Origin of the sequence: Streptomyces sp. NPDC091412 (assembly GCF_044756885.1) — a bacterium.
In the GTDB taxonomy this organism is placed as follows: domain Bacteria; phylum Actinomycetota; class Actinomycetes; order Streptomycetales; family Streptomycetaceae; genus Streptomyces.
Map to the genome: position 1 here is coordinate 10499 of NZ_JBIVTV010000006.1, position 25922 is coordinate 36420.

Annotated in this window: 22 protein-coding genes and 1 pseudogene; 13 read left to right on the top strand and 10 right to left on the bottom strand. The window is 73.2% G+C overall.

Features of this window, described 5'->3' with window-relative positions:
* Positions 1–696 precede the first annotated feature (696 nt).
* Entirely contained in the window at positions 697–1380 is a 684-nt protein-coding gene (locus tag ACIQMV_RS17130) for a phosphatase PAP2 family protein (RefSeq protein WP_141359762.1), read from the top strand.
* 979 nt (positions 1381–2359) lie between these two features.
* On the opposite strand, the pseudogene ACIQMV_RS17135 reads toward ACIQMV_RS17130, so the two are convergent.
* A pseudogene (locus ACIQMV_RS17135) lies at positions 2360–2917 on the bottom strand (TerD family protein); the annotation flags it as partial.
* 210 nt (positions 2918–3127) lie between these two features.
* Here ACIQMV_RS17135 and ACIQMV_RS17140 point away from each other — a divergent pair.
* Positions 3128–3394 carry a GlsB/YeaQ/YmgE family stress response membrane protein gene (locus tag ACIQMV_RS17140; RefSeq protein ID WP_141359764.1) on the top strand — a complete coding sequence of 89 codons (267 nt, stop codon included), beginning with the start codon at positions 3128–3130 and terminating at the stop codon, positions 3392–3394.
* Positions 3395–3419: 25 nt separating this feature from the next.
* On the opposite strand, the gene ACIQMV_RS17145 is transcribed toward ACIQMV_RS17140, so the two are convergent.
* From ACIQMV_RS17145 to ACIQMV_RS17175, 7 genes are all read right to left on the bottom strand, one after another.
* Positions 3420–3587, bottom strand: coding sequence for a hypothetical protein (locus tag ACIQMV_RS17145; RefSeq protein ID WP_172632903.1), 168 nt, complete (start codon positions 3585–3587; stop codon positions 3420–3422).
* A 5-nt stretch (positions 3588–3592) separates the two neighbouring features.
* A complete protein-coding gene (locus ACIQMV_RS17150) occupies positions 3593–8512 on the bottom strand; it encodes a DNA repair ATPase (protein ID WP_402593560.1) in 4920 nt (1639 codons plus the stop codon).
* A 172-nt stretch (positions 8513–8684) separates the two neighbouring features.
* Positions 8685–10751, bottom strand: a complete 2067-nt coding sequence (locus ACIQMV_RS17155) for an SPFH domain-containing protein (protein WP_402593562.1) — start codon at positions 10749–10751, stop codon at positions 8685–8687.
* A 438-nt stretch (positions 10752–11189) separates the two neighbouring features.
* Positions 11190–11843: a hypothetical protein gene (locus ACIQMV_RS17160; protein ID WP_141359767.1), complete on the bottom strand. Its 654-nt coding sequence runs from the start codon at positions 11841–11843 to the stop codon at positions 11190–11192.
* A gap of 135 nt (positions 11844–11978) precedes the next feature.
* Positions 11979–12803: a rod shape-determining protein gene (locus tag ACIQMV_RS17165; RefSeq protein ID WP_402593565.1), complete on the bottom strand. Its 825-nt coding sequence runs from the start codon at positions 12801–12803 to the stop codon at positions 11979–11981.
* Positions 12800–13171: a TraR/DksA family transcriptional regulator gene (locus ACIQMV_RS17170; RefSeq protein WP_401775811.1), complete on the bottom strand. Its 372-nt coding sequence runs from the start codon at positions 13169–13171 to the stop codon at positions 12800–12802. The genes ACIQMV_RS17165 and ACIQMV_RS17170 overlap by 4 nt, the downstream gene beginning before the upstream one ends.
* Positions 13172–13228: 57 nt before the next feature.
* On the bottom strand, positions 13229–13552 hold the full coding sequence (locus ACIQMV_RS17175; RefSeq protein WP_225076525.1) for a TraR/DksA C4-type zinc finger protein: 324 nt from the start codon (positions 13550–13552) through the stop codon (positions 13229–13231).
* A gap of 300 nt (positions 13553–13852) precedes the next feature.
* Here ACIQMV_RS17175 and ACIQMV_RS17180 point away from each other — a divergent pair, with 300 nt between their 5' ends.
* The 9 genes from ACIQMV_RS17180 to ACIQMV_RS17220 all read left to right on the top strand — a co-directional run bounded on the left by ACIQMV_RS17180 (position 13853) and on the right by ACIQMV_RS17220 (position 22532).
* A complete protein-coding gene (locus tag ACIQMV_RS17180; protein WP_402593567.1) occupies positions 13853–14809 on the top strand; it encodes a HAMP domain-containing sensor histidine kinase in 957 nt (318 codons plus the stop codon).
* A gap of 2 nt (positions 14810–14811) precedes the next feature.
* Complete coding sequence (locus ACIQMV_RS17185) at positions 14812–15471, top strand: response regulator transcription factor (RefSeq protein WP_362350478.1); 660 nt, start codon at positions 14812–14814, stop codon at positions 15469–15471.
* A gap of 113 nt (positions 15472–15584) precedes the next feature.
* Entirely contained in the window at positions 15585–16037 is a 453-nt protein-coding gene (locus ACIQMV_RS17190; RefSeq protein ID WP_402593569.1) for a hypothetical protein, read from the top strand.
* A 72-nt stretch (positions 16038–16109) separates the two neighbouring features.
* The gene (secD, locus tag ACIQMV_RS17195) at positions 16110–18527 is read left to right on the top strand and encodes a protein translocase subunit SecD (RefSeq protein WP_402593570.1); all 2418 of its coding nucleotides are present in this window, start codon (positions 16110–16112) and stop codon (positions 18525–18527) included.
* Between the two features lie 160 nt (positions 18528–18687).
* Complete coding sequence (locus tag ACIQMV_RS17200) at positions 18688–19020, top strand: TraR/DksA C4-type zinc finger protein (RefSeq protein ID WP_141359775.1); 333 nt, start codon at positions 18688–18690, stop codon at positions 19018–19020.
* An 81-nt stretch (positions 19021–19101) separates the two neighbouring features.
* A complete protein-coding gene (locus tag ACIQMV_RS17205) occupies positions 19102–19923 on the top strand; it encodes a rod shape-determining protein (protein WP_402593572.1) in 822 nt (273 codons plus the stop codon).
* A 330-nt stretch (positions 19924–20253) separates the two neighbouring features.
* The gene (locus ACIQMV_RS17210; RefSeq protein ID WP_402593574.1) at positions 20254–21060 is read left to right on the top strand and encodes a hypothetical protein; all 807 of its coding nucleotides are present in this window, start codon (positions 20254–20256) and stop codon (positions 21058–21060) included.
* A 38-nt stretch (positions 21061–21098) separates the two neighbouring features.
* On the top strand, positions 21099–21464 hold the full coding sequence (locus ACIQMV_RS17215; protein WP_141359776.1) for a hypothetical protein: 366 nt from the start codon (positions 21099–21101) through the stop codon (positions 21462–21464).
* 144 nt (positions 21465–21608) lie between these two features.
* Positions 21609–22532: a hypothetical protein gene (locus tag ACIQMV_RS17220; protein WP_402593576.1), complete on the top strand. Its 924-nt coding sequence runs from the start codon at positions 21609–21611 to the stop codon at positions 22530–22532.
* A gap of 35 nt (positions 22533–22567) precedes the next feature.
* On the opposite strand, the gene ACIQMV_RS17225 is transcribed toward ACIQMV_RS17220, so the two are convergent.
* Positions 22568–23488: an NAD(P)-dependent oxidoreductase gene (locus tag ACIQMV_RS17225; protein WP_402593578.1), complete on the bottom strand. Its 921-nt coding sequence runs from the start codon at positions 23486–23488 to the stop codon at positions 22568–22570.
* Between the two features lie 187 nt (positions 23489–23675).
* Between ACIQMV_RS17225 and ACIQMV_RS17230 the strand changes: the two genes are divergently transcribed.
* A complete protein-coding gene (locus tag ACIQMV_RS17230) occupies positions 23676–24161 on the top strand; it encodes a hypothetical protein (RefSeq protein WP_402593580.1) in 486 nt (161 codons plus the stop codon).
* Positions 24162–24223: 62 nt separating this feature from the next.
* Here the strand turns inward: ACIQMV_RS17230 and ACIQMV_RS17235 are convergent, their stop codons facing one another.
* Positions 24224–24907 (bottom strand): DUF6445 family protein, encoded by a 684-nt coding sequence (locus ACIQMV_RS17235; protein ID WP_402593582.1) that lies wholly within the window; start codon positions 24905–24907, stop codon positions 24224–24226.
* Between the two features lie 286 nt (positions 24908–25193).
* Between ACIQMV_RS17235 and ACIQMV_RS17240 the strand changes: the two genes are divergently transcribed.
* Positions 25194–25910: a DUF4142 domain-containing protein gene (locus ACIQMV_RS17240; RefSeq protein WP_141359781.1), complete on the top strand. Its 717-nt coding sequence runs from the start codon at positions 25194–25196 to the stop codon at positions 25908–25910.
* Positions 25911–25922 lie beyond the last annotated feature (12 nt).

The following is a 25922-nucleotide window of genomic DNA, read 5'->3' on the forward strand; positions in this document are numbered from 1 at the left end:
CGTGGATCACGTGGATCACGTGGATCACGTGGATCACGTGGATCACGTGGATCACGTGGATCACGTGGATCACGTGGATCACGTGGATCACGTGGATCACGTGGAATACGGCATGCGAGATGTGACGCACTGAGTGGGGCGATGAGCGCCTTGCTGCACAAACGTGTCGATTTCGTGTCAGCGCACCGGAACCCGTGACATTCGGCGCTCCCGCAGCGCTGAACCCAGTGACCCCGGGCGGGGTCGGGCCGCCTGCTCTCCGGGGGGAGGTACGCGGGCGGCATCATGCAGGGGCAGGCTCGTTCGCACCCCCCCGTGGCGGGTCTGCCCCTGCTTCATCACTCGGCCGGCGCTCCATCACTTGGCCGGCCCGGCGGCCGCATGAGCCCGCCGCCGGAGCGCTTCCCGCGAATGTGCCTGGTCGTGGCGCTGCCGCGCGAGCCGGGGCGGATGGCGGCGACCGCCAGGACGTTCTTGGCCACGACCGCCCGCCCCCAGGAGGCCGTGATCGGCCCGGCGGCAATACGACGGCGCCTGAAGCAACCCGGTCCCCAACTGCTACCGTCTACCAATCTGTAGACGTTCATCCCTCGGACGGCCCGGCTTCACGAGGGTTCCACTTCTGCGTCCGCGTGTGTTCACACGCGTTCCCCGGAGCGCTCACGCACGTGGACCCATGGCCCGGAGATCCACCTGATGACGACTTCCTCCCCGCCCGCCACGGGGCTCGACGGCGCGGCCATCGACGGCGGCCTCTACACCGACGTCACCAACTTCGCTCGGGACACGCACTGGCTGAACGAGCCCGCCGCGCTCTTCTCCGACCTCGGCATGGGCCTGTTCGCGCTCTTCCTGCTGGTGGCCTGGTGGCGCGCCCGGCGCGAGGGGAACACGGTGATGGCCGCCGTACTGGCCACGCCGTTCGCCGTGGTCCTGTCGTACGTCGTCAACAGCGGGATCAAGAACGTCTTCGAGGAGCCGCGCCCCTGCCGGGCCCTCCCGCACGGCTTCCTCATCGAGGCGTGTCCCCCGGTCGACGACTACGCCTTCCCCAGCAACCACACCACGGTCGCCTTCGCGTTCGCGGTGGCCCTGCTCGTCATCAGCCGGTGGCTGGGGTCCATCGCCCTGCTCACGGCCGTGGCGATGGGTGCCTCGCGCGTCTACGTCGGCGCCCACTACCCCCATGACGTCGGCGTCGGCGCCCTGGTGGGGACCGTCGTCACCCTGATCGTCGTGCTGATGGCGCGCCGGTTCGCGCCGCCTCTGGTGGAGCGGCTGGGCACCGGGCCTCTCGGTCCGCTGCTCGTCGCCCGGACCGCGAAGCGGGCCCGGCCGACGGCGCGCTCGGGCCGGGCGGCGGCGCGGGCCCGGATCTAGCGCTGTGACCGGAAAGGTTCACCGGCTCGCGACGCCCGGCAAACCTTCCCGGCCACAGCACTAGCGCCTCTCTTGTTGCCCTGGCCGGTGTCGTAGCCGAAGGCGGGCCGGTCGCTCCTGCTGGACGCGGCCGGCCCTCCGGCGCACCTGGACGACGTGATCGGCCGGGTCGTACGGTCCCGTGGTCGCCGTCGTCGAGGCTCGCGCCGGGCCGGTGGGCGAGGCCGACGCCGGGACCGCCGGCGCGGACCGGGGAGCGGAGCCGGAAGGCGGCCCGCCGGCCGCGCGCACGGCGATGTTGGAGGCGGCGGCCAGGAGCACCACCGCCGGCCGACGCCGGCGCGACCGGGCACCGGTCATGTCCCGCCTTCTCCGCCCCGCTCCCCGGCTCCGCGGGAGCCGGTCACTCCTCGTAGTAGTTGTTGATCACCACGTCCGGCTCGTCGTCGTCGAACGCCTCGTTCAGCAGGGCCCCGCCGACCAGGCCGGCCGCGCCGGCGCCGATGAGCGCGCCGGTGCCGAAACGGCGACCGCCCTGCTGCTGGTCGCCCTGGGGAGCCGGGTAGCCCTGCTGCGGGTACCCCTGTTGCGGATAGCCCTGCTGGGCCTGGGGGTATCCGGGGCTCATCGGCTGGGGCGGGGTGTAGAACGGCGGCGCGGTGGTCTGGACGCGCTGCGCGCACTCGGCGCACGCCTGGACCGGCCGGGGCACGCCCCACTGCGGGTACCAGCTGACGCTCGTCGTGCCGGGGCCGTGGCCGGGGTCGAAGAAGCAGGTCATGTCGGGACTCCTCGTGGGCTGCGGTGGTGCGGCGACGATCGGCGGCTGGGGGGACACCAGGGTCGGCGTCGGTGTCACAGGGAGTGGGGGCGGGGGCGTGTGCGTGGGTGCGGGCGGGGCCGGCGGAGGCGGGCCGTACGCTCCCGCACCGGGGTCCGAGGCGGACGGGGCCGGGTCCGGGGCCGTCGTCTCCCGCAGGACGTCCACGCCGTAGTCGGCGGCGATGCCCGCGAGGCCCGAGGCGTACCCCTGGCCGACCGCCCGGAACTTCCACTCGGCGCCGTGCCGGTACAGCTCGCCGAAGACCAGCGCCGTCTCACCGGCCAGGCCGCCGGCCACCAGGTCGTACCGGGCGAGTTCGGCGCCGCCCTCCTGGTCGAGCACGCGGATGTGGGCGCGCTGCACCCGGCCGAAGGACTGCCCGCGGGCGGCTCCCTCGTAGAGCGAGACCGGGAAGACCACCTTCGTGATGTCGGCGGGCACACGGGTCAGGTCGACGTCGATCCGTTGGTCGTCGCCGCCGACGGGGCTGCCGCCGCCGCTGTGGCGGACCGAACCGTCGGGGCTGCTCAGGTTGTTGAAGAAGACGAAGTGCCGTTCGGACAGCACCTTGCCGGACGCGTCGCACAACAGCGCGCTGGCGTCCAGCTCGTATCCGGCATCCGCCTGCCAGCCCAGCCCGACCGTGACCGCCGTCAGGCCGGGAGCCTGCTTGCTCAGCGAAACGTTGCCGCCCTTGGTCAAGGGCACACTCATCGAACTCCTCCGCAGCTTTTCCGGTCCCCCGTGTTCACGGAGGTCAACGCGCGTGCCCTCCCCGGCAGTTCCGGGGTTGCGCAATAATGAAAATATGTGGCTGGATGCGGAGCGGCCAGGCAACCACGGGCCCCATACCTCGCGTCCTGGCCATAGCAGGCATCCGGAACCATGCGATCGGGCAACCAACACTCCTGGAGGACAGGCGACGTGAGCATCATCGGCTGGATCATCCTCGGGCTGCTAGCCGGGGCCATCGCCAAGATCCTTCTGCCGGGGCGGGACCCGGGCGGACTGATCGGCACCACTCTCATCGGCATTGCGGGCGCGTTCGTGGGCGGCTGGCTCTCCGCCAGGTTCCTCGACCGGCCCGTGGAGAGCAACTTCTTCGACCTCTACACCTGGGGTGCGGCCATCGGCGGCTCGCTCGTGCTGCTCATCGGCTACCGCCTCCTGTTCGGCAACTCGCGGAACTGATCCGGCGGCACCGCCCGGGAGGCGCTCACTCCTCCTCGGCCGGCGACGGGGACCGGTAGGCGTGGGCCCTGCGGCGGTCGCGGCGGACCAGAACGGTCGTACTGGCCGCCACGATCAGCGTGGCGGTGCTGAGCGGAACCAGGAAGGGCGTCATCAAGGCCATCGCCGCGATGACCGCCGTCATCGTCTCCATCGTCGTCACTCCTCCTTTGCGCGCTCGGCCGCGTGCCGGGCCCGGGAGCCGGTGCGGCCGGTCAGGGCGGCCTCGATGGCGCCCATCCGGTCGGCCAGCAGGGCAAGAGCGGCGGTCGCGCGCGTGAGGGGATCCCCGGCCGGACCGCCGAGGGTCTGCGCGCGGACGTGGGCCGACTTCACCTCGGCCCAGCGATCCGCCTGTTGTGGGGTCAGGGCGCCGCGCAGTTCGGCCAGTTTCAGCAGGTTGGCCTCGGCTCCCGTGGTGAGGGTCTGTGCCTCGGCGGTGAAGTGGTCGTCGAGGACGGCGGACAGTTCGGCGTCGTTCATGACGGGCCGCAGCCGCTGGGCGATCTTGTTCATGGTGCGGTAGGAGCCCTGGAGCCGGAACGGCGGCTCGGTGCGCGTCGCGTCGGACTGGGCGGCGGAGGCGATGTAGGCGGCGTTGACCGCGAGGACCGCCTCCCGCGCGCCGAGCAAATGGCGCAGCACGGACACGATCTGCTCGACCTCGGCGGGCGCGTAGGGGTGCTTCAGCCGGTCGGCGCGGGCCGCGGGGTCGTTGTCCGCGAGCCGGAGGAACAGGTCGAGGTCGCCGCGGTCGCGGCCGGCCAGCGGGGCCAGCACGGGGTTCGCGGTGAGCGCGTTCTCCAGGAAGCTGAGGGCGAAGACGTCCTCCTTGCCGGTCAGGACGTCGCCGAGGTTCCAGACGTCGGCGCGGTTGGCGAGCATGTCGGGGACGCGGAAGCGTTCGCCCGACTCGGTGTAGGGGTTGCCGGTCATGCAGACGGCGAACCGCTTGCCGCGCAGGTCGTAGGTGCGCGCCTCGCCGTTCCGGACGCCCTCGACACGGCGGGTGGCGTCGCACAGCGGGATGAACTTCTGGAGCAGCTCCGGTGAGGTGTGCTGGATGTCGTCCAGGAGGAGCAGGGTGTTGTTGCCCGCCGCCAGCGCGAAGTTGATCTTCTCGATCTCCTGTCGGGCCGTGGCGTTCGGGGCCTCGGCCGGGTCCAGCGAGGTGACGGCGTGGCCGAGCGCCGGGCCGCTGATCTTGACCAGCATCAGGCCGAGGCGGTCGGCGACGTACTCCATCAGCGTGGTCTTGCCGTAGCCGGGCGGCGAGACGAGCAGCAGCAGGCCGCCGGTGTCGGTGCGCTTGGTCTCGCCCGCGGTGCCGAGCTGGCGGGCGAGGCTGTCGCCGATGAGCGGCAGGTAGACCTCGTCGATGAGCCGGTTGCGGACGAACGCGGCCATGGAGCGTGGACGGTGGTCGTCCAGGCGCAGCCGGGCACGCTCGGTGTCGACCAGGGCGGTGCGGCGGCGCTGGTAGGCACGGAAGGCGGGTGCCTCCCGCGTCTCGAAGCGTTCGGTGCGGGCCAGGAACTCGTCGATCCGCAGGGTGAGGTTGCGGCCCTCGATGCGCGGGTGGGTGCCGAGCAGGCCCTCGACGGTGGTCACCGGGGAGACCTCGGACTCGTAGCGGGGCAGGTCCGGGCACAGCTCGGCGGCCACCGCCTCGGCCAGGTCGCCGGCGGTGATCTCGGTACCGGTGGAGGTGACGTACGCCGACAGCCACGCCTCGGCCAGCTGGCGGCGCGCGGCGAGGCCGTCGAGCGCGGCCAGGTCCTCGTCGTAGGCGGAACTGCCCACGGTGCGCCGGAACTTGTCGAGCAGGGTGCGGGTGGCGGCGCTGATGACGAACCCGTCGGGCCCGCTCGTCAGCTCCTGGAACAGATACGCCGCGGCGGCGGGCGCCAGGTCGCCCGCGCCCAGGGAGGCCGGTCCGTGGCCGCCCGGGGCGGCCGGCCAGGTCGCGAGGGCCGACGCGAGTTCCGCGGCGAGTTCGGCGATGGCGGGGGACGGGCCGAAGGCGTCGCGGGCGCGGGCCAGGGAGGCCGCTCGCCGGGTCCAGGCCGTGCGGGCCTCGGCGGTGGTGCCGTGCGCCCAGAACAGCTGGGCGGCGGCCCGCGCGGCGGGTTCGTGGCGCAGGGGCCCGGCCTGCTCGTACAGGGGGAGCAGGGCGGTGAGGATCGCCGTCGCGTCGTGATCGTGGACGCCGCGCTCGTAGCCCTCGTCGTACGCCTCCTCCGCGGCCCCGCGCACCAGGGCCGGCAGGTCGGCCTGTGCCGGCGCGGCCTCGCCGTGGCGGCGCAGCAGCCGGGCGGCGAGGTGTTCGGCGCGGTAGACCTCGGGCGACTCGGACGGCAGCCGCCGGTCCCAGTACGGGCGTGTGTCCGCGAAGCCCGGGTCGGTGACCGGGGCGCGGTAGTCGGTGCCGGACAGGGCGAAGGCGAGGCCGTCGCCGTGCGGGACCAGGGTGAGGTCGAGCGGCCGGGTGGTGACGGCGAAGCGGTGGGTTCCCAGGCGGAGGGTGCGACCGCCGTCGTCGTACAGGTCGGTGCGGTCGCGCAGCGCGCGGGCCGCCTCCTGGCGGGCGGACTTCAGGCGGCCGCTCAGTTCTTCCGCCCGTACCGGATCGCCGAGTTCGCGCAGTTCCCCGGTGGTGCGGCGGACCTTGGCGACCAGCGGGTCGGAGGCGAAGAAGGTGCTGACGGCGTCGGCGTCGGCGAGTGTGGCCGCACGCCGGGCGATCGTCTCCAGCACCCGGTCCGCGGACGCGGCGAGTTGTTCGGCGCGGCGGGCGCGGGCGTCCAGGAGGCCCTGCTTGCGGCCGGAGAAGGCCTCGTAGATCTCTGTGCGCTTGTCGGTCAGCTCGCCGAGGAAGTCGTCGAACTCCGCGAAGCGGGACTCCAGGTTCTCCAGCCGCACCAGCATGGACGCGAGTTGCTCGTCGCAGGCCTCGGGATCGTCCGCGGCCGCGAGCGCGCCGGTGACGGCCTGGCCGAGCAGCGCGAACTCGGCCGCGAACTCGGCGCGTCCCTCCTGGTCGCGCAGTTCACGGCGGCGGGCGTCGAGCAGGGCGCGGGCGCGGTTGACACCGCCCAGCACCTCGGCGATGCGTTCCAGGACGGAGGTGCGCACGGTGGCGTCGCCGATGTCGAGGCCGGCGACGACCTCGGTGACCGTGCGCAGCGAGCCGGCGAGGTCGTCGAGCCGGCCGGCGACCGGTGCCGCCTCGGCGACGCTGCCGATCGACTCGGCGTCGGAGGCGAGGCGTTCGACCTCCTCGTGGTGGTCGGCGAAGGCGTCCTCGCGGGCCAGGAAGGCGACCGCCCGCTGCCCGAACGTGGCGAGGTCGGCCTCCGTCCCGGCGGCCAGCTCGTCGATGCGGGCGGTGTCGGCGTACCGCATCTCCTTCAGGGTCAGCAAGTGACCCTGGGCCTGCCTCAGTTCGCTCAGGCCGCCGACCCAGGCGGCGGCGCCGCGCGGTGCCTCGCCGCGCAGCCGGCGCACCACCGCGGCGAGCCGGCCCACGGCCGCTTCGAGCGCGTCGGCGGCCTGCCGGGTCAGCGTCTGGACGGTGCGGAACTCCTCCAGCACCTGCTCGGCGGTGGCCCGTACGGCGTCCAGCGGGGTGCGCAGGTCGCCCAGTTCCTCCTCGCCCAGCCAGTGGTGGCTGTCGAGGGCGCGGACGCAGGCGGCGGCCAGCGCCTCGTACACCTCGGCGGTCGGCGTGGTCTCGGCGACGGCGCGGCTGATGGACAGGCAGTCGGAGATGCCGCGTACGAGGTCGGCGTTGCCGATCCGTCCGAGGGGTCCGGTGCCCGTGGCGCCCGCGTGGGTGTCGGAGACGTAGGGGGAGCTCCAGAGCTGGAGGGGGTGCACGCGGCCCGGCTCGTCGGGGCCGGCCGAGGGGTCCGTGCGCAGCGCCATCAGCGTGCCGTCGTCGAACAGCGCCCAGCCGTGGCAGGACAGCGGGGTGGCGACCTCCTCGCGGATGGTGTTGTACGACAGCAGCAGGCTGCGGCCCTCGGCGGGCGCGTGGAAGGCGTACAGCACGTCCTCGCCGTAGGGCGAACGCACCTCGCGCTCGAACTCCAGGCCCGTGCCGTCGAGTTCGTAGGTCTTGTGGACGCCCGTGGCCAGGCAGTAGCCCCCGGGGAACACGATGCCCTGGTCGTCGGGCAGGCGGCGGCAGGCCTGCCCGATGCCGTCGAGGCGGACCACGGCCCTGGTGAGGGTGTGGAAGACGAGGTAGCGGTGGGCCTGCTCCTTGTAGGGGCGGATCCGCAGCAGGATCAGCGGGCCCACGCTCGTGTGCGCGACGTCCGCGTCGGCGAGGGACTGGAGCGGTTCGTCGACCGGCTCGCTGTGGACGCCCTCGCCGGTCTCGGTGTCGTCCTCCGTCTTGACGGTGAGGTGGCCGCCGACGGTGGAGACGAAGATCTCGCCGCGCACGGAGACGTGCGGGTGGCGGCCCAGGACGTGGTCCTCGCGGCCGGTCGCGGTCCACTCGAAGTCGTGGGACGGCGGCGGCACATGGTCGCGTTCGCCGCGCCCGTCCAGGAACTCCGCCCGGCCGTCGGGGGTGATCGTCCAGCGCAGCACCCGGATGTCGCCGGGCTTCTCGCCGGTCCGGAAGACGGCGAGGAGCCGGCCCTCCACGCGGCGCAGGCTCAGCAGCCGGGCCTGCCGGTAGTAGCGGTGCAGAGCCCCGAACTCCCGCACGAAGGCGGGGTCGTCGAGGAGTCCGGGCACCGCGTCCTCGGGCAGCCGGTTCAGTTCCCGGTCGTGCAGCGCGAGGACGTCGCCGACCTCGGGTTCGGGCCGGTTGCCGTTGTATCCGAACAGCAGGCGGTCGCCGACTGCCACGACGTCGCGAGGCACACTGGGGTGCTCGGTGCGCAGCCGGCCGGTGCCGGTGAGGTCCAGGCGCGTGGCGCCGAACTCCTCGGCCCGTCGGGCGTTGAGTCGTTCGGCACCGCGGGCGAGCTCGGCGGCCTGCGCGGTCAGCCGGTCGCGCAGCACCTCGTACGTTCCGGTGTCCACGGAGTCGTACGAACCCGTCTCCAGGGCGGTGGCCATGGGTGGTGCGTCCCTTCGCGAAGAGGTGCGGGCCCGGGGCCCGGTCCGTCCGGCGGATCAGGCCGGCTCCCGTCGGCGGGGCTTTCCGGCCCCGTGATTCCGGCGTGTCCACGGGGCGGGCCCTCGACCGCCGTCTTTCCGACGGTGGGTTGGGGCCCGTCCCCGTGGTTCGTCAGACCCGGGCGGTGCCGTTGAGTGCGGTGAGCGGGGTGTCGGCGAGGCCCAGCTCACCGGCGCGGTCGAGGAGTTGCTGGAGCTGACCGGCGTTCGTGCCGCCCGACTGCATCATCTTCATCAGCAGCGCGGAGACCGTCAGGTTCTTGACGCCGGCCGTGTTGACCTGGCCGAGGATCCGGGCGAGGTCGTCGGTGAAGTTCGACGAGCCGTCCAGCCAGGGCCCCGCCAGGGCCTGCGCGGTCCGGGAGTTCTCCACAAAGCCGTCGACACCCTTGCCGAACGAGATGGCGCTCATCAGGCGGTCGAAGAAGACCGACTCGCCGCCGACGATGTCGATGTCGGCGTGCTCCAGGCCGGTCGCGATGACCGTGGCCTGCGCCTCGGCGACCTGCCGCTGCGCCTCCAGGCCGGCCAGCCGGATCTCCTTCTCCGCCTGGAGCCGCAGCCGGTACTCCTCGTGCTCGCGGGAGGCCTCGTCCAGGGCGGCCATCGCGGCCGCCTTCTCGGTCAGGCCCGCCGCCTCGGCCTTCAGCTTCTCGCCGATCGCGGCCGCCTCCGCGAGCGCCTTGGCCTGGGCTCCCTCGGCCTCCGCGCGCAGCCGGGCCTCGGTGCCCTGGGCCTCGGCGAGCGCCTTGGCCTGCAACGCCTCGGCCTCGGCGCGGCCGGCCTTCTCGATGACCTCGGCCTCCTGCTCGCGGACCTGGACGGCGGCCAGCCCCTCCGCGGCGGCCTCGGCCTTGACGGCCTCCGCCAGGCGCAGCTTGGCGCGGGCGTCGAGGTCGGCGGTCTTCAACCGGGCCTCGGCCAGGGTGAGTTCCTCGGCCGCGCGGTGGGTGGCGGCCTGCTCGGCGGCCTCGGCGGCCTTGATGTCCTTGACCAGCTTCTCCTGCGCCTCCGCCTCGGCGGCGATGATCACGGCCTGGCGCTCGCGCTCCGCCTCCTCCACGGCGCGCAGCTTCTTGATGGACTCCTCCTGCTCGGCGACCGTACGGTCCACCGCGACCCGCTCGCGGACGACCTCGGCGATCTCCCGCTTCTCCGCCTCGACCTCCTTGTCGGCGGCGATCCGGGTGAGCTGGGTCTCCCGCTCCCGGGCGATGACCTCCAGGAGGCGGTCCTTCTCGATGCGCTCGTTCTCGATGGCGATGACCCGCTCGCGGTTCTTCGCGGCGACCGCGACCTCACGGGCCTGGTTCTCGCGCTGGACGCCGAGCTCTTCCTCGGTGCGCAGGAAGGCGCTCTGCGCACGCAGCCGCTCCTCCTCCATCACGCGGGCGGTCTCGGCCTCCTCGCGGGCGCGGGAGGTCTCGATCTCCCGCTTCTGCTTGATCTCGGCGTCCGCCTGGCGGCGCTCCAGCTCCAGGATGGCCTCGCGCGCGTCGACGTTCTGCCGGGTGATCTCCTTCTGCTCGGTGCGCTGCGCCTCGTTGGTGCGCACGTGCTCCACGGCCGTCAGCTCGGTGATCTTCCGGATGCCCTGGGCGTCGAGGACGTTGCCCGGGTCGAGCTGGGTCAGCGGCGTCTGCTCCAGGTAGTCGATCGCCGCGTCCTCGAGGTGGTAGCCGTTCAGGTCGACACCGATGACCTCGATGATCTGGAACCGCAGTTCCTCACGCTTGGTGTAGAGGTCGGTGAAGTCCATCTGCTTGCCGACGGTCTTCAGCGCCTCGGAGAACTTGGCGTGGAACAGCTCCTGCAACGTGTCCCGGTCGCTGGCGCGGGCGGTGCCGACGGCCTGGGCGACCCTGACGACGTCCTCGACGGTCTTGTTGACCCGCACGAAGAACGTGATGCGGATGTCGGCGCGGATGTTGTCCCGGCAGATGAGCCCCTCGCGGCCGGTGCGCGTGATCTCGATGGCCTTCACCGAGATGTCCATGACCTCGGCCTTGTGCAGCACCGGCAGGACGACCTGGCCGGTGAAGGTCACGTCGACCTTGCGCATCTTGGAGACGATCAGGGCCTTGCCCTGCTCCACCTTCCGGAACAGCCGGGAGAAGGTGAACAGTACGAAGAGAACGAGGAGCAGGCAGGCCGCGACGAGTGCGCCGATGACATCCATGGCATACGTCCTTGACGGTAAGGAACGGTGAGTAAGGGAGAGACCGGGTGGCCGGGTCCGGCCCCCGCCGTGTCCCGGCGACTCGGGCGCCGGGACACGGCGGGCGGCGGGTGCGCCGCGGAATCGTCGAGCCCCCTCTTCCCCCTGCGACGCACCGGGCGGCGGTACTTCCCCCCTGCCGGCCCCGGCACCGGACATCTGCCGGTGTCCGGCACCGGAACCGTCCGCGGTGCTCCCCTCGCAACATCATGCCCGACCGGGCTCACCTGGCACATTGCCGGTTTCCGGCAGTGTTCGGCGGTCCTTCCTGCCGGTGACCTGACAGTGCAGCGTCAAGATCGGGGAACCGGGCTCGGAAAGTCCGGAGAGCGCCGCCGCCTTCGCGGGCCGTACCGGATGCGGCACGGCGCCCCCCCGCTGGCCGCCGGCACCCCGCGGTCACGGGGAGGGCGGCCAGCGGGGGGCCGTGCGGGCCCAGGCGCTGTCCCAGGCGGCCAGGTTGCGGCGGCGGAGCAGCAGGCCGGCGGCGCCGTACACCGCGGCGCCGGTGACCGGGACGGCCAGGGCGGCGAGGATCGCCCAGCCCGTGCTGTGGCTGCGGACCTGGGCGGTGGTCAGGGGCGGCTCGGTGATGCGTCCGTCGGTGTCGGCCCATATGTCGACGGAGCTGCCGGCCGGCAGGCCGGGCTCGACGTCGGTCCTGTCGGTGCGGGCGAGCCCGCCCGGGTCGGTGAAGCGCACCGGTACCGGATAGCGGGTCTTCTTCGCCTCCTCGGAGCCCGGCTCGGGATGGCGGGGTGCGGCGTGCAGGAGGACCGCGGTGGTCTGCCGCCGCGTCTTCTCCTGGTGCTCGGCCGCCTGTTCGTAGTGGCGCAGGGCGGTGGCGCCGACGAAGAACATGGCCACGGGTGTGCCGGCCAGTACGGCCAGCAGGACGCCGAGGCCGATCCACGCCTGGAGCAGGTCGCTGGGGCGGCGCACCGGGTTGCGCCGCAGGCGCCAGAGCATGCGGCTGGGGAGTTCGTCGGGAAGCGGGTCGTCGGGGAACAGCCCTTCGGGGGGCGGCTGGGCCCGAGGGATGCCGCCGGCCATGGTGCGGCCCTCCTTTCGTGTCCGCGTGGTCCTCGCAGTCCGCATGGGCCTCGTAGGCTTCGTGCTCCTCTTTTCCGTGCGCGGTGGGGACGGGCTTTTCCGTGCGCGGTGGGGACGGGGGCTGGCCTACGGGGTCTAGCGGGCGGGCGGCCCGGAGGACGCGCCCGCCGGGTCGTCGGGGTGGTCGTGCGCGGCCCGCAGCAGGGTGGCGGCGCCGCGGACGGCGGCGGTGTGCGGCGCCGCCACGGCCTTGAGGGGTGCGTGCAGCCTGCCGGCGAGGTGGTAGGTGATCTCCGGGCGCAGGGCTCCGCCCCCGGCCAGCAGGGCGCCCCGGCGCAGGGCGTCCACGGTGAGCGACGTACGGTCCTGCCGCAGCATCGCGGTCACCATGGTGGCCACCGCCTCGCAGATCTGCACCGGCGAGGCGGAGTCGAGGTCGCTGGTGCCCAGCGCGGTGCGGCGCGCGTCGACGACGGCGCCCTCCGACAGCAGCACCACCTCGGTCAGATGCGCGCCGATGTCCACCACGAGCAGCGGGCGGGACAGGTCCGCGCCCGCTGCCAGGGCGACGGCCCGCGCGCTGGGAATGGTCAGCACGCCGCGCGGCCGCAGCACCTCCACCGCCGTACGGGCCTCATTGCGGAAGGCCACCCCGTCCAGTACGGGGGCGGTGAGGACGACCAGGGGACGGGTGAAGCGGGGCAGGCGGTTGCCGAGAAGGCGGTCGAGCATCCGGGCCGTGCCCTCGGTGTCGATGATCGTGCCGCGCTGGATCGGGTACACCGCCCCGGAGCCGGGGAACGTCACCGTGGGGACGTCCAGGACCAGCCCCCGCCCGGCGACCCAGGCGCGGGTGCGGGCGCTGCCCATGTCGAGGGCGACGCCCCAGCCCTGCCGGCCCAGCGGCCACGGCCGGTGCCGGGTGGCCGCGGCGGCACGCGAACGCTGGGTGACGGTCACCGTCCGGCCTCCCTGACCTGCTGGCAGCGCGCGCAGTAGCGGGCCTGCGGCACGATCTCCAGCCGCTCCCGCGCGATGGGACGCCGGCACAGGTGGCAGGTGCCGTAGCCGCCCTCGTCCATGCGCGCCAGGGCCGCCTCGACGTCGGCGAGGACCATGCGGGCGGAGGCCGCGAGTTTCACGCGGACCTCCACCTGCGAGGCGGCCTGCTGCTGGAGCAGTGCGTCCGCGCGGGACGTCGCGGCGGCCGAGATCTGCTCCAGCTGTTCCTGGCGGAACATGCGCTGGTCGTCGAGGTTCGCGCGGAGCGCGGCGAGGTCCTCGGCCGTCAGGTACGTGTCGCGGTCGCCGATGATCTGGTTGTTCACCGTTTCACCCCTTGGGCAGGGCGGAGGACGAAGGCAGGACGGACGGGGCGGGCGGGGTCAGGCGGTACGGCGCCGGCAGGCGACGCAGTGCCCCGTGTACGGCAGGATCTCCAGGCGCTCCGCCGGAACCGGCTTGCCGCATTCCAGGCAGGTCCCGTAGGTGCCGTCCTCGATCCGGGCGAACGCCTCGTCGATCTCCTTCAGGACCCGCTGGATGGCCTCACGCTGGGAGGACATCAGGTGGTCGTCCGCCGTCTGCCCGGTCTCGCCGAGGGCTTCCAGCTGGACCAGCCGGGTCCCGCGGGCGTGTTCAAGGCGCCGGCGGGCCTCCTGAGCGGACAGGCGCTCGCGGGGTTCGGTCCGGGCGGCGTCGAGCGACATCGTCAGTGCCCTACTTTCTGCAACGGGGGACGGGGGTCGGTCACACCTCAACCCTGGTCGAACCCGCCGCGGTTTCCCATCGGGTCCAGAGCCCATTTGCGGCCGGTCCGGGGATCCACTCGACACGCGGATGGGTAGGCCGCACCCTGCGAAATGGGGACCGTGCCCCATCGATCCCGGCGGCCGGCGGGAGGCACACTGGCGGCAGGCCCGGTCGGGACCAGGGGGCCGCGGCTCGTCCAGGATGCGCGATGCCCGACAGTAGAGGCAGACCGCATCACGGAAGGAGGCTCAACCCTGGTGTCCCTGTTCTGGCGGATCTTCGGGCTCAACGCCGTGGTGCTGGGCACGGCCACCGCGCTGCTGCTCTGGGCCCCCGTGACCGTCTCGGTGCCGGTCGTGCTGACCGAGGCCGTCATCCTCGTGGGCGGCCTGGCCGTCATGCTGGTCGCCAACGCCGCCCTGCTGCGCTGGGGACTGGCCCCCCTGGACCGGGTGACGAAGCTGATGACCACCGTGGACCTGCTGCGCCCCGGCCAGCGACTGCCCGAGCAGGGCGGCGGCGAGGTCGCGGAGCTCATCCGCACGTTCAACGCCATGCTCGACCGACTGGAGAACGAGCGGGCCACGAGCAGCGCCCGGGTCCTGCTCGCCCAGGAGGCCGAGCGGCGCCGTATCGCGCAGGAGCTGCACGACGAGGTGGGCCAGAGCATGACCGCGATCCTGCTCGCGCTCAAGCGGGCCGCGGACGAGGCGGACGCGCCGCTGCGCGACGAACTGCTCCAGGCGCAGGAGATCACCCGGGGAAGCCTGGACGAGGTCCGCCGGCTGGTGCGCCGACTGCGGCCCGGGGTCCTGGACGACCTCGGCCTGGTCGCCGCGCTGACCTCGCTGACCACCGACTTCGCCACCCACACCGGGCTGCAGGTGGTGCGCCGCTTCGACACCGACCTGCCCGCCCTGGAGCCGGAGACGGAGCTGGTCCTCTACCGTGTCGCCCAGGAGAGCCTGACCAACGTGGCCCGGCACGCGGACGCCGAACGGATCGAGGTCAGCCTGCGGCACACCGACGGCGCCGTGGAGCTGGCCATCACCGACGACGGGCGCGGCATCAAGGCGGCGCACGAAGGCGCCGGCATACGCGGCATGCGCGAGCGGGCCCTGCTCATCGGGGCCGGCCTCGACATCGCCCCCGCCCCCGCGGCCGGAACCGAGGTCCGGCTCACCGCGCCCGTCGTCCCCAGGAAGCAGAGCTGATCATGTCCGACCCGACCACGATCCGCATCCTGCTCGCCGACGACCACGCGCTGGTACGACGGGGGGTGCGGCTCATCCTCGACCAGGAACCGGATCTGGAGGTAGTCGCCGAGGCCGGCGACGGCGCGGAGGCCATCGAGATGGCCCGCACCCACGACATCGACCTCGCCGTGCTGGACATCGCGATGCCGCGGCTGACCGGGCTCCAGGCCACCCGCGAGCTGATCGCGCTCAAGCCGGACCTCCGGATCCTGATGCTCACCATGCACGACAACGAGCAGTACTTCTTCCAGGCCCTCAAGGCCGGTGCCAGCGGGTACGTGCTGAAGTCCGTCGCCGACCAGGACCTGGTCGCCGCGTGCCGGGCGGCGATGCGGGACGAGCCGTTCCTGTACCCGGGCGCGGTGACCGCGCTCATCCGCAACTACCTGGACCGGGTCCGCCACGGCGAGGAGACCCCGGACCAGGTCCTGACGCCCCGCGAGGAGGAGGTCCTGAAGCTGGTCGCGGAGGGGCACTCCTCGAAGGAGATCGGCGAGATCCTCTTCATCAGCATCAAGACCGTCCAGCGGCACCGCGCCAACCTGCTCCAGAAGCTCGGTCTGCGCGACCGGCTCGAACTCACCCGCTACGCCATCCGGGCCGGTCTGATCGAACCCTGACGGCCCGCCCCACGACCGCCTGGGGTCCCGGCTGCCCACTCCCCGGCCGGGATCCCGGGTACGACACCCGCGTCCGCCACGAGTGCCACCACGAACACGAAAGGGGACGGTGCATGCACCCAGCGCCCAGCACCGCTCCCTCGTCCCGTGCCCTGGCCTTCCTGACGGCCGCGCTGCTCACTCTGCTGGCGGTCTTCACCACCGACAGCCCTCCGCCGCTGCCCGCGCCCGCCACCGCGGCGGCCTCCGTCGCGGACCTCGCGCCCGGACCGCGCCCCGGCTCCGCGCCCGGCGGCGGCCACTCCGGCTTCGACGAGCGTCCCGCGGACGCCCCGCACGCCGGACAGGGGTGCACCGTCGTCTGCTCCGGGCAGGACGGCACCCGGCAGGAGTTCCACGGGGACCGGCCCGTCGCGCACGGGCAGTTCGCCACCGCCGAGGACGTCACGGACATCCCCCTCCCCGCACCCGGGCGGACGCGACCGGTCCCGGTGACCGTCGCCGCCCGCACGGTGCACGTGGTGCAGGACGGCGGCCGGGCACCGCCGCGGGCCTTCGGCATCTGACGTCCCCCGTTCGCCCCTCGACCGCCGTGACCGCGTCGGCCGCAGTCTCGGCGTGCCTGCCGGAGGCCTCCGTTGAAACGTACGAAACCCAGTACTTCCCTGAACCGCACAAAACGCAGTACTTCCCGGGTGAGAGCGCTGTTCGCCCTCGCCGTGATCGCCCTGTCCGTGTACGTCACCGCCACCGTCCCCGTCCGTCTCGGACTCGATCTGCGGGGCGGCACCCAGATCGTCCTGGAGACCCGCTCCACCCCGACCGCCAAGGCCGACCGCGAGGCCACCGACCGCGCCCTGGAAGTGCTGCGCGGCCGGGTCGACGCGCTCGGCGTCGCCGAACCGACCCTCGTCCGCTCGGGCAGCAACCGGATCATCGTCGAGCTGCCCGGCGTGCAGGACCCCAAGAAGGCGGCCGACGTGCTCGGCCGTACCGCCCAGCTGACCTTCCACCCGGTGGTCGGCGTCGCCGACGGCACCGAGGACCCCGCCACGTCCAAGCCCGAGGCGTCCAAGGAACCCAAGGACCCCAAGGAGCCCGGCGCTTCGAAGGAACCCGAGGCGTCCAAGGGACCCGACGCGTCCAAGGAACTCGTCCTGCCCGACGAGTCGGGGCAGAAGCTGCGCCTTCAGGACAGCGCCATGACCGGCAAGGACGTCAAGGGCGCTCAGGCGCGCTTCGAGCAGGAGACGGGCGCCGGCTGGACCGTCACCGTCGACTTCGACAAGGCGGGCCGGACCTCGTGGGCCAAGCTGACCAGTGAGGCCGCCTGCCGTGAGGTGGGCGACCCCGCGCGCCGGGTCGCCATCGTGCTCGACGACCGGATCATCTCCTCCCCGCAGGTCGCCCCGTCCGTCGCCTGCGGCACGGGCATCGCGGACGGCTCCACGCAGATCACCGGCTCCTTCGACGACGCCGAGGCCCGCGAGCTGGCGCTGCTCATCAACGGCGGCGCCCTGCCCGTGCCGGTCGAGACGGTCGAGCAGCACACCATCGGCCCCACCCTCGGCGCCAGCGCCATCGAGGCCACCGCCTGGGCCGCGGTGATCGGCACCGCCCTGACGATCCTGTTCATCAGCATCGTCTACCGCCTCACCGGCTTCCTCGCGGCGGTGGCCCTGCTCTGCTACGGAGTGATCTCCTACGCCGCCCTGGCCGTCCTCGGCGCGACCCTGACGCTGCCGGGCCTGGCCGGTTTCGTCCTGGCGATCGGCATGGCCGTGGACGCCAACGTGCTCGTCTTCGAACGAGCCCGTGAGGAGTACGCCGGCATGCACCGGCCGAGCCCGCGCTCGGCCCTCACCGCCGGATTCCGCAACGCCTTCAGCGCGATCGCCGACTCCAACATCACCACGCTGATCGCGGCGGGACTGCTGTTCTTCCTGTCCACCGGTCCGGTGCGCGGCTTCGCGGTCACCCTCGCCATCGGTGTCGGCGCGTCCATGATCAGCGCGCTGGTGATCACCCGGGTGCTCGCCGAGTTCGCCGTGGACCGCGCCTGGGTGCGCCGCCGCCACCTGCTCACGGGTCTGGCGACCACCGGACGGGTCCGCGATCTGCTCGCGCGCCGCAACCCGGATCTGATGCGCCACCCGCGTCGCTGGCTGGCCGCCTCCGCGGTCCTGCTCGTGCTCGCCGGTTCGGGCATCGCGGCCCGGGGCCTGAACTTCGGCCTGGAGTTCACCGGCGGCCGGCTGATCGAGTACACCACCGCGACCCCCGTGAACCCCGACCGGGCCCGCACCGCCCTCGCCGACGCGGGCTTCCCCGGCGCGCTCGTGCAGTCGTCCAACGACAACGGCCTGACCGTGCGCACCGAGGACCTGACCGACGCCGAGGCCGCCAAGGTCACCGGGACCATCAGCGAACTCGGCGGCAAGACGGAGAAGATCCGCGACGAGCTGATCGGCCCGAGCCTGGGCGAGGAGCTGCGCCGCAACGCGCTCATCGCACTCGGCGTCGCCCTCGGCGCCCAGTTGCTGTACCTCGCGGCCCGCTTCCGATGGCTGTTCGGCACGGCGGCGGTCGCCGCGCTCGCGCACGACGTCGTCATCCTCGTCGGCATCTTCGCGTGGCTCGGCAAGCCCATCGACGGTGTGTTCCTGGCGTCGCTGCTCACCGTCATCGGCTACTCGGTCAACGACTCGGTGGTCCTGTTCGACCGCATCCGGGAACTGCTCGGACGCGACCGCAAGACACCGCTGGAGCAGATCACCAACAAGGGAATCCTGCAGACGCTGCCCCGCACGATCAACACGGGCATGGGCGCGGTGCTGATCCTGATCTCCCTGACGGTCTTCGGCGGGGACTCGCTGACCGACTTCGCGCTCGCGCTGCTCATCGGTCTCGTGGTCGGCACCTACTCCTCGGTGTTCACCGCCTCCCCGCTCGCCATCGAGCTGCACCGCCACCAGCGCGGCGGGCGGCGCCACGGCTCGGGCGGCGGCGCGGGCGGCGGCAAGCCCACCCGCCGGAGCGCACCGGCGCGGGTCTGAGGCCCTGACGGTGGGCGGCGGTGCACCCCGCCGCCCACCGGAAATGGGTACTGCGACCGATGGCCGCATCCCGCGCGCGCGGCCACGCTGGAGGGTCAGGAGGGGGCCGTACGCGGCCCCCTCGTCACCGGCTCTTTTGCCAGAAGGGACCGTATCGCCGATGTCGTGGGAGACCACCAGCAGTGCCTCCGCGGCCGAGCGCCTGAGCGCGCACGATGCCCGGCAGCGCCTCGAACACGAGCGCAACTCCCGCCTCGCCCAGCTGCGGGCCGTCCAGGAGACCGAGGACGGCGGTCAGGAGGCCGACGACCTCCTGACCGCGCAGAAGAACGCCCTGCAGCAAGCGCTGAAGGACATCGAGGCCGCCTTCGCCCGGCTGGACGACGGTTCCTACGGGAACTGCGAGGACTGCGCCAAACCCATCCCGGTGGAGCGCCTGGAGATCCTTCCGTACGCGCGCTGCTGCGTGCCCTGCCAGCAGCGCGCCGGCTGATCCGGCTCCCGCGCCCGACGGCGCCGCAGCGCGGCGCGGCCCGCGCCCGCGTCCCCTGTCCGAGGTGAAGGAGGCCGACCGGTGATCCTCGGCGACAGCACGTCGACCGCCGCCCCGGAGGGCCGCAGGCCCACCGGGGCGGTCCGCGGGCGCGGTCCGGGCATCGCCCTGGACCTGGGCAGTGCCCGGACCCGGGTCTGGGCGGAGGGCCTCGGAGGCATCCTCGACGTGCCCACGGTCACCCATCAGGGCTCCGCCGCCGCCCGCCCCGTCCGGCGCGGCACCGTCGTGGACCCGGCCGCCGCGACCCGGCTCGTCTGCCGACTGCTGGCCGACCGCGTCCCGCACGACGCCCGGCCCGTCGTCGTCCTCACCACCCCGGTCCTGAGCGGGCCTCGGTCCCGCGCCACCACCGTCGGCGTCCTTCAGGTACTGCGACCGCGGACCGTGCTGACCATCGACAGCGTCCGCGCCGCCGCGCTGGGCGCCGGCGCCGACCTGGCCGGCGCGCTGCTCGTCATCGACGTCGGCGCCCAGCTCAGCGAGGTGGCCCTGCTCACCGACGGCCGGGTGGCCGCCGCCCGCCGGGCCACCATCGGCACCGACGACGTGTGCGCCGCCACCCTCGGCGAACTGGTCACCGCCGTCACCACGCTGGTCACCGGGCTGCTCCGGGACGATCCCCGGCCCGCACTCGTCGACGCTCTCGACCGCGGTCCGCTGCTCGCCGGCGGCGGCGCCCTGCGCCCCGAGCTCACCTACCGGCTGTCCGCGCGGCTGCGCAGCCACGTCCGGGCCGTGCCGCGGCCGCAGACCGCCGCCGTGCGCGGCGCCGTCGAAGCCCTGCGCTCGGTCCTGCGCCATCCCGCCCTGAGCCCGCCGCTGCCTCTGCCGCCGCTGTGACGCCGTCTGTGGGAACGCGGCGGACTCGATTACGGTCCATACGGTTGTGCGCACGGTGGGGTGGGGGAACTGCTAAGGAGCCGAACGGCGGTGCAGCAGCGCAGCAGTACGCAGCCATGGACAGAGGAGCCGGGGGAGCCGGGGGGACCGGCGGACGACGAGTGGCGGGGCCGCGGACAGCGGAGCAGCCGACCACCGGACGCCGGACCGGAGGACGGTCGACCGGGGGACGGCCGACCGGAAGACGGCCGACCCGAAGACGGCCGACCCGAAGACGGCCGACCCGAAGACGGCCGACCCGAAGACGGCCGACCGGTGCGGGTGCGTGACGTGGCCGCACGGTTCGCGCGGTTCATCGGGCGGACGCTGCGCGCCGAGTGGCACGGCATCGTCGTCGACCCCGTTCGGCAACTGGCGCGACGGGGGCTGTCCGGGCTGGTGCTGGCCTTCGTGGCGGCCTTCGGCGTGATCTTCTTCCACGAGGTGGCGCAGCGGCCGGCCGGGGCGGCGGCGGTACGGATCCTCGGCGGCGTCCAGGCCGACCTGCCGCTGTGGCTGACCCTGCTGCGCACCCCGGTGTCGCTGTACGTCCCGGCGCTCGACCTGCCGGTGTGGGCCGGCATCACCCAGCTGTTCCTCGCGTTCGCGCTGGCCGAACTCACCCTGGGCCGGGGCCGGACGCTGTTCATCTCGTACGCGACCACCCTGGCCGGCACCCTCACCGTGCGGGTGATGATCGCGATCGGCCCCGGCTGGTGGGGACTGGGGCTGCCGTCCGAGGCCGGCCGGATCCTCGACACCGGGCCGTCCGCAGCCGTGGTGGGCCTGTTCACCTACCTGTCCGTGGTGCGGCGCGCCCCGGTCGTGTTCTTCCTCACCGGCGGCTCGATGGTGGTGGAGTCGGTGGTCAGGCCCAACCTGGCCGGCCGCGAGCACCTCATCGCGGTGGCCGCGGCGATCGTGCTCGCGCTCTTCCACGGCCGCGGTCCGGGTTGGCTGCCGGGCCGGGCGGCCCTACTGGATCGATGGCGGCGGGCCCCGGCCCCGGCCCCGGCGGGCCCGTATCCGCACCACCGGCCGCAGCGTCCGCGACGTCACCCGGCCCTGCCGGGCGCGAACGCCCGGGACTCCTCCTAAAATCACGATGGACTCCGCAGGGGGAAGGGTGAGGGCCGATGGGCTGGATCTGGTGGGTGCTGATCGTCTTCTGGACCGGCGGCTTCGCCTGGCTCGCCGACAACGTCCGCACCGCGCTGCGCAACCGGCACGAGCGCAAGCTCGAACTGATGGAGGCGGCGAAGGCCGAGCGGCTGGCGGTCGAGACGGCGCACAAGCCGCCGGAGCCGGTGTGCGGATGCACCCACCACCTGGCCAAGCACGACAAGAGCGGCCGGTGCCATGAGCGCGTCGAGGTGCCGACGGCCTGGGACGAGAACAAGAAGCCGCTGCGCTTCGAGCCGGGGCAGTGCAACTGCCAGCAGTACGTGGGGCCTCAGCCGCTGTCGCAGGTGTACGCCGAAGAGCTGACCGACCGCGCCTGACGGCCCGTCCGGACCCGAGTGGGCGTACTCGCTCGGGTCCGGGTGCCGGGAATCCGCGCAGGAGCGTCACACAGGCTGCACACAGTCCCTCACGAGCCTTGTTAGCGTGACTGGCCGCTCGGCAGGCCTAGTCAGGAAGACCGGATGGACTACTGCTCCACGTGCCGTAGGCACCTCAACGGCGCCCTTGTGTGCCCCGGTTGCGGTGCGTACGCGCCGGACATAGCACCGGACGTCACGGCGCCCCTCACGACCGATACCGCGATCGATTCCGCGACGGCTCGCACGACCCGCCTCGCGGCGGGCGGGGCCGCGGGCCTCGCCCCCGGCGGCGTCCCCGCCGATGTCCCCGGCGGCATCGTCGCCGATCTCGCCGCGGACGCGACGGACGTGCCGCCACCGCGGCAGCGCCCCGGGCGGGCGGCGCGGCGCCGTCAGCTGGCGCGCTGGAAGAAGACCCAGCGCAGGGCTCTGGTGGCGACCGCCGTCGCCCTCGTCGGGGGAGGTCTGACCGTCGCCTCGATGGACCGGCACTCCACCGACCGCGCGCAGGCGGCCCCGGCACCGGAGGCCCCGCACACGGGCACCGTGGGGGACAGCCGGCCGGCGCAGCACGGCGACCCGTCCTCGTCGCCCTCCGACACCCGGCAGTCCCCGCCCTCGGCCGGTGTCCCGCACCAGCGGTCGGCGCCGCGGGGCACCACGCCGCAGGACGTACGCCCGGACGCCGCCGCTCCCCGTACCGCGCAGGCCCCGTCGGCGCCCGCCGGCGCGCACGAGGCGCCGGCGCGGACGGTGCTGTCCGCACCGCGGCCGGACAACACGGCGCCGGCCACCGACGGCTCGGCCTCCGCCGCCCAGTCGGCCCCGTCCGCCCAGCAGGTTCCGGCGGGCCAGTCGAACCCATCGGGCCAGTCGGCGTCCCGGTCGTCCTCGACGGCGGCCCAGCGGACCGCGCCCGGGGCCGGCTCGTCCGACAGCACCGCCCAGCAGACCCCGCAGACGAGCCCCACGGACACGCCCACGTCGCCGTCCCACCTCTGCCTGCTGGTGATCTGCCTCGGCTGACCACCCGGCCCGCGCGGCTGCGGGCGGCTGAACGGTCAGGGCCCGGCGGGTCCGGCGGACTCGCCGGGCCCGCCGGAGTCGTCCGCGAAGCTGGCGAAGTACGCCGCGGCCATGTCCTCGTCGGCATGGCCCCCCGCGGCGGCGCGGGCGAAACGTTCGGCGCTCGCGGCGGCCACGTCCAGGCGGACGCCGTGGGCCTCGCCGGCCTGGACGATCAGGCGGGCGTCCTTCTCCGCGGTGGCCACCGCGAAGCTCGGGGGCAGGTACGCGCCGTCGAGGATGACGCCGGCCTTGGCGTGCAGGTAACCCATGTCGAGCGGGCCGCCGGCGATCAGGTCGAAGAAGCCCTGCGGGTTCACGCCGAGTCCCTTGGCCAGGGCCAGTGCCTCCCCGGTCGCCGCGGTGGCCGCGATGACCCAGCTGTTGGCCACCAGCTTCAGCCGGGTGGCGGTGGCCGCCGCGGCGTCCTCACCCGTCCACACCGTGTGGGCGCCGACCGCCTCGAACACCGGTGTCACCGTCTCCCGGCCCTCGGCCGGCCCCGCCGCCAGCACGGTCAGCCGGCCCGCCTCGGCGGGCTGCCGGGTACCGAGCACCGGGGCGTCGTAGAGGACCAGTCCGTGCTCACGGGCGAGGTCGGCCAGCTCAGCGGCCGCCTCCAGGCCGACCGTGGTCGACTGCGCCCAGACCGTGCCCGGACGCAGCGCGGGGGCGGCCTCGCGCATGACCTCCAGCACCGTGCCGCCGTCGTAGAGCATCGTCAGGACCACGTCGGCGTCGCGCACCGCCTCGGCGGGGGTGTCCGCGACGTGCGCGCCGTCGGCGGCCAGTGGTTCGGCCTTGGCCCTGGTGCGGTTCCACACCCGGACGGTGTGTCCGGCCTTCGCGAGGTTGCGAGCCATCGCGGCGCCCATGATCCCCGTGCCCAGGACGCCCACGGTACGGATGCCGGTCATGTCGTCCTCCTCCTGATCGATGCGTGAGTATCGCGCGGACCCCGGGCCCGGCGTCCGGCGAAGCGGCTGGGCCACGGGGCCGCACGGGTGACACGAAGGTGCGGGTACCCGTGCCCGGCGGTTCACTTGAGGGTGGCCGGCCCCTTTCTCCGCACGAGGGGCGGGCGAACGGGCAGTGGGAGGCGACATGGCCGGTCACCGGGCACGCTGGACGACGGGCGCGACACTCGCGGTGGCCGTGGCCGTGGCCCTCGGCACGACCGGCTGCTCCGGCGGCGCACCCTCCGGCAGCGCGAGCCAGGCGGCGTCCGCGGTCTCCTCGCTCGCCTCGCAGGCCGACGAGATGCTCTCCTCGGCCACCGCGGAGGCGAGCCGCAGGCTGGACGAGGTGAAGAACGGCATCGACGCCCGGAACGCCGTGACCCTGGGCACCCCGGCCACCGCCTCGGACGGGCACGCCACCGTCGCGGTCAGGGTGGAGAACAGGGCGGGCTCCGCCAAGTCCTTCGCCGTGCGGGTCGACTTCAAGGACAGCGGCGGCAACCTGCTCGACACGGTGGTCGTCACCGTCCCCGGCGTACCGGCCGGGAAGACCGCCACGGCCACCGCCCGCAGCATCCGCAAGCTGTCCGGCCCGGTCAGGGCGGAGGTGGGCACCGCGCTGCGGTACTGATCCGCCGCGCCGCGCGCCCCGGCCTCCCCGCCGGCCCCGGGCGGCGCCCCTGAGGAACCGGGTCAGGCCATCCAGAAGAAGACCGCCGTCATGCGCTTGTCCTCCAGGCTCCGACCGCAGTAACCGGTCGCGCTGTGCACGAGGTTGGCGTGGTAGAGGAGCAGCCGGTTGGCCTTGTGCGGCACGCGGACGTCCTCCTCGAAGGCGTCCGGCGCGACGAACCGCGTGCCGAGGGCCTCGACGAGGTTGTGGTGCGGAGGCTGCACGACGTTGCCGCCGAGCCGGCCGCCGGGCAGACGCTGGCGGTAGAAGCTGGTCCCGCGGTCCTTGGGCACCGAGGGGTTGAGGTAGAGCACGGCCGCGTACCGGCACAGCGCCCGCGAGTCGGTGTGCGGCCTCGGTTCGCTCTCGCCCGCGCCCACCACCTGGACGCAGTTGTGGTTGAGGGTGCCGCCGTCGGGTGCCTGCCGCACCCACAGCTCATTCGCCCCGGTCGCCCTCTTCACCAGCCGCTCGACGCGGGCGAGTTCGGACGGTTCCAGACCGGGCATGGTCCGCAGTCCGGGCCAGGTCTGGGAGGTGTACGGGTAGCCCTTCACCCAGTCGTCCTTGGCCAGGCAGCGCCGCCGTACGGCGTCCGCGTCGGGCAGGACGTCGTCCAGCACCCAGTAGTCACGGCCCTCGGTGGGCTTGCGGTAGGGCAGGACGGGGAGCGCGGTGGGCACACCGCGGGGCTGTGGGGGCATGCGGCCGAATGTAGGGCGGGCATCCACCAGGGCTCTCCCCAGAGCCGGTCAACGTTGCGTCAACCTTGCTGGCATTCAGGGAACTTGGACGCGGCGGCCGGGAAAGTGAGCCCAACTACCCGCGGCAGTGAGCAGTCTCACATCACGGTCGATTCTTTTTACCAAATCAAAAGGTTCTTCACGCTCCCCGGCCCGTACATGTGAGTGTCCGAACCGCCCACGGCGGGACCATGACCGGGCAGGAGGCACGGTGCGCTTTTCGCGGAACGCGACGGGAACTCTTTTTGTGGGCGGTGCCCTCAGCCTGACCCTGGTCGCGCTCGCCTACCCCAGCATGCTCGGCCTCGAGAAGGTCTCCAGCGACGGCTCCCGGGTCATCGCCCAGACCCAGTGGGGGCCGCTGACGGAGGCGGACCGGGACTTCGTGGTCAAGGTGCGCGCGGCCGGGCTGTGGGAGTACCCCGTCGGCGAGATGGCGGTGCAGAAGGGGACCACCAAGGAGGTCGTCAAGGCGGGCAAGCACCTGATCGACGGGCACGCGCAACTGGACGTGAGCTGCCGCAGGATCGCGCCCATGCTCAACATCACGCTGCCGAACGTGGCCAGCCCCCAGCAGCAGGGCTTCGTCACCCAGCTCGCCGGGGACACCGGCAAGCAGTTCGACTCCGACATGGCCAACATCCTGCGCGTGACGCACGGCTCGATCTTCAACACCATCGCGAAGATCCGCTCCACCACCAAGAACAGTCTGGTCCGCGAGCTCGCCAACCAGGCCAACGCCACCGTCCTGGACCACATCACGGTCATGGAGGAGACGGGCCTGGTCAACTTCGACCAGGTGCTCTTCATGCAGACGACCCCGCCCAAGCTGCCCAACTCGGACCTGACCCCGCCGCCGCCCTCCGGCGGGCAGCCCGAGGTCGTGCTCACCCCGCCGCCGAACGCCACGTCGAGCCCGCTGGTGCTGCCCGGCGACCCGAGCCCCAGCCCGGCGGCGGGCTGAGGCGGAACCCGC